The 3596-nt window shown below is 74.5% G+C and carries 4 protein-coding genes and 1 pseudogene; all 5 read right to left on the bottom strand.

The genetic code is table 11. The features are described 5' to 3' along the window. The coding region (locus ESO86_RS13615; RefSeq protein ID WP_242492371.1) for an FAD:protein FMN transferase at nucleotides 1-744 on the bottom strand (744 nt) is incomplete at its 3' end. Nucleotides 745-749: 5 nt separating this feature from the next. After that, nucleotides 750-1229, bottom strand: coding sequence for an FMN-binding protein (locus tag ESO86_RS13620; protein WP_129235498.1), 480 nt, complete (start codon nucleotides 1227-1229; stop codon nucleotides 750-752). Further along, complete coding sequence (locus ESO86_RS13625; protein ID WP_242492372.1) at nucleotides 1226-2644, bottom strand: ferredoxin reductase family protein; 1419 nt, start codon at nucleotides 2642-2644, stop codon at nucleotides 1226-1228. The genes ESO86_RS13620 and ESO86_RS13625 overlap by 4 nt, the downstream gene beginning before the upstream one ends. Nucleotides 2645-2710: 66 nt before the next feature. After that, nucleotides 2711-3277: an NUDIX domain-containing protein gene (locus tag ESO86_RS13630; protein WP_129235499.1), complete on the bottom strand. Its 567-nt coding sequence runs from the start codon at nucleotides 3275-3277 to the stop codon at nucleotides 2711-2713. Beyond that, nucleotides 3274-3596, bottom strand: a pseudogene (locus ESO86_RS13635) (ATP-dependent DNA helicase PcrA); the annotation flags it as partial. The pseudogene ESO86_RS13635 and the gene ESO86_RS13630, both read right to left, overlap by 4 nt.

Below are 3596 nucleotides of genomic sequence, written 5' to 3' on the forward strand. Positions count from 1 at the left end.
CACCGCGAGCACGTCGACGTCGTGTCGGTCGGCGAGGTCGTCGAGCGCGGCCCGTCCGCCGGCGACGATCGCGGTCGCGAGCACGTCGGCGGTGATCAGGTCGGCCGCGGCGACGCTCACCTGCAGGAAGGGCGACGGCCCCGCGCCCGGCAGGGTCCAGATGTGGTCTCCCCGCTCGGCGCTGCCGGAGGTCGCGACGGCACGGCGGCGGGGCGGCTCGAGGTCGATGCGCGCGAGCAGCGCGGTGCGGTCGCCGGGGTCGACGATGCCGATCGGCAGTCCGCCGCGTTCCCGGCCACCCGCGGTCATCGCGACGAGCACGTCGCCGCCGGCACCGATCGCCCAGCCCGCGAACCCGGCACGGTCGAGCGCCTCCCCCGCCTCCTCGACGGCGAGCGCCTTGACCACGCCGTTCAGGTCGATCACCCCGTCGCCGCGATGCGGCGTGAACGCGCCGTCCGTCGCGTCCCGCCAGTGCAGTGCGAGCGCGTAGGCGTCGCGGACGTCGGCGCTCGCGTCGACGAGGGCGAGCTCGCCACGGCCGACCCGGCTGAGCTCCGAGACGGGGTCGAACAGGCTGCACCGCGCCTCCCACCGCGCGAACACCGCCGCGACGGCGTCCGCCGCGGCATCCGCGTGGGCTGCACTGATCCCCGCGCGAACGCTCACGACGGTGCCCATGGCCTCGAACACGCCGGGCGGAAGCGCGACGCCGCCGGCGCCCGCCCGGCCCGGCTCCGTCATCGACATCAGAACCGCGCCGCATCGAGCGCCGACTGCAGCGACTGCAGGTAGGCCGCACTGGTGTAGGTCGCGCCGCCGATCATCGACACCGACGCGGACTGCGCCTGGAGCACCTCCGTGCGGAGCATCGGCGCCGCGCGGTTGCTGATCTGGACCGATCGGCCGTCGCTGTCGGTCAGCCGCAGCGCGGTGACGTCGGTGATCGACCCCCCGGAGATCGTCACCCGGACCTGGACGTCGCCGAACCGGGTCGGCACGCTCCTTCCGGTGTACGTCCCGTCGGCCGCGCCCGTCGAGGTCGCCGCGCCCGAGGAGGTCGCATCCGTCGATGACGTGCCCGACGTGTCGCCGGCGCCGGTCGAGCCCGCCGACGCCGACCCCGTCGCCATGGTCGGGCTCTCGGTCGCGGCATCGCCGAGCTGCCAGCCGCCGATGATCGCGGCGGCCGACGCGGCCGACGCGAGGAGGAGTGCGCGTGTTCTCACCAGTCGAACCTCTCGTGATGGATCTGCTCGTCGGCCAGGCCCGCGGCGCGGGCCTCGGAGATGACGCCCTCGGCCCACCCGCGAGGGCCGCAGACGTAGAGGTCGCTGTCGGCGATCGCCGGCACCAGCGCGAGGAGGTCGAGCCCCTGGCGCTCGGCCGACGGCGTCAGCCAGCCACGACCACGGCCTCCGGGCACCGTGATCAGCGTCGCTCCGCGCCGGTGGCACAGCTCGCGGACCTCGTCGAGGAGCCACCCCTCGGCGGGGCCCTGCGTGCGGAGCACCACGGTGGCCTCGCCCGGCCGGAACGTCGCCGACTCGAGCAGCGACCGGATCGGCGTGACGCCGATACCCGCCGCGACGAGCGTCAGGCGACGACGGCTGCGGGATGCCTCGCTGAAGATGCCGTACGGCCCCTCGAGCGCGACGCGGGTGCCCGGGCGGATGCCGGCGAGGCTCGCCGACCCGTCGCCGAGCGCCCGCACGGTGATGCGGAGCCGGTCGGCGCGGGGGGCGGCGGACAGCGAGTACGGGTGCGCCTGCCACCACTGGCCGGCCGCGAGGAAGCGCCAGATGAAGAACTGCCCGCCGGTCGCGCGGAGCGCGCCGAGCCGCCGGCCGTGCATGGTGACCGACACGACGCCGTCGCCGGGGTCGCCGACGGGGTCGATGCGCTCGACGACGAGCCCGTGCCGGAACGTCGCCACGAGCGGCGCCACGACCCGCCAGCCGACCACGGCCGCGAACGTGCCGAACGTGATCGCGAGCCAGTACGCCCACTGCCAGGTGCCGACGACGAACAGGCCGCCGACGCCGAACTGGTGCGGCAGCGCGGCGAGGACCGCGACGTAGACGAGCAGGTGGATGACGTGCCATACCTCGTACCGGAGCCTCCGGCGCACGGCGACGAGCGAGCTCGCCACGACCGCGAGGAACAGCGCGAACCCGAGGACGGCGAGCGGCAGGTCGGGGAGGAGCCAGATCGCGACGGCCTCGGCGACGAGGCCGACCCCGTCGGCGATCGCGTACCCCGCGAGCAGCAGCACGCCGTGGGCGAGGAGCAGGAGGAGGACGGGCTTGCCGAGCCGAGTGTGCAGCGCCATCGCGGAGTCGTGCCCGACCGCGCGCTCGATGAGCGGCACCCGGGCGGCGAGCAGGAGCATGACGAGCACGAGGTCGGTCGCGGCGAGCCCGGCGATGATGCCGAGCGAGGTCAGCGCCGAACCCGGGTCGCCGAAGCGCGCCGCACCGCCCTCGGCGAGGAACAGCGCGATCGCGACGGCGACGGATGCCACGGCCGCCGCCTGCAGCAGGTCGACGCGCCACAGCCGCCGCCCGGCACGCGAGCGTTCGGATCCGCCGAACGTGCGCGTGGGCCGCTCGAGGTGTCGAGCGTCGTGGACGAGGAAGGCCATGTCCCGATGGTGCGCCCGGGGTCTATCGACCGACGATGCGATGCCTATGGGCTCGCTGGGAACGGATCAGGCCACGCGGCCGAGCGCGAGGGCCGCGTACATGAGCGCCGCGACGCTCTCGCCGTCGCCGATCTCACCATCCCGGACCATCCGCATGACCTCGGCCCACGGGACCGCGCGCACCTCGTGGATGCCCTCCTCGACCTGGCCGTGCGCGTGACCGTGCGGGTCGCCGTGCGCTCGGGCCGCAGCGGGGCTCAGGCCGGTCGCGAGCCAGACGGACTCGGGTGCGCGGCAGATGCCGTTCAGCGCGCTCATCGCACCGATCTCGCGCCAGTCGTCGGCCTCGAACCCGGTCTCCTCGACGAGTTCGCGCCGCGCCGCGACGAGCGGGTCCTCCCCGTCCGACCCGCCCGCGGGCACCTCGATCGATCGACCCACGGTGTGCCGATCGACCGTGACGAGGAGGACCTCGTCGGCGTCGGTCAACGCGACGACGAACACCGCGGCGTGCCGCATCTCGACGACGCCGTAGATGCCCTCGCTGCCGTCGGGCCGGATCACGTCGTCCTCGACGACCCGGATCCAGGGGTTCTCGTAGACGGTGCGCTGCGCGCGGATCGGCCAGGTCACAGCTTCTCGATCGGGGCGATCTTGATGAGCAGCTTCTTCTGGCCGGCGGTGTCGAAGGCGACGTGCGCGATGCGCTTGGTGCCCTCGCCGGTCACCTGGCGGACGGTGCCCTCGCCGAAGTCGGTGTGGCGGATGCGGTCGCCCGCCTCGAGCGTGAGGTCGCCGTTGTCGCGCACCGTGCCCGTGACCCGGTTCGCCCACTCGGTCTTCGGCGCCGCCGACTTCGTGACGCTGAACCGTTCGAGGTCGCGGTCGCGCGTGCCCCACGCGCCGCCGCCCGCACCGCCGCCGAAGCCGCCGCGACGGGCGTTCAGGGCGC

Origin of the sequence: Agromyces binzhouensis, from assembly GCF_004135055.1 — a bacterium.
GTDB lineage: Bacteria > Actinomycetota > Actinomycetes > Actinomycetales > Microbacteriaceae > Agromyces > Agromyces binzhouensis.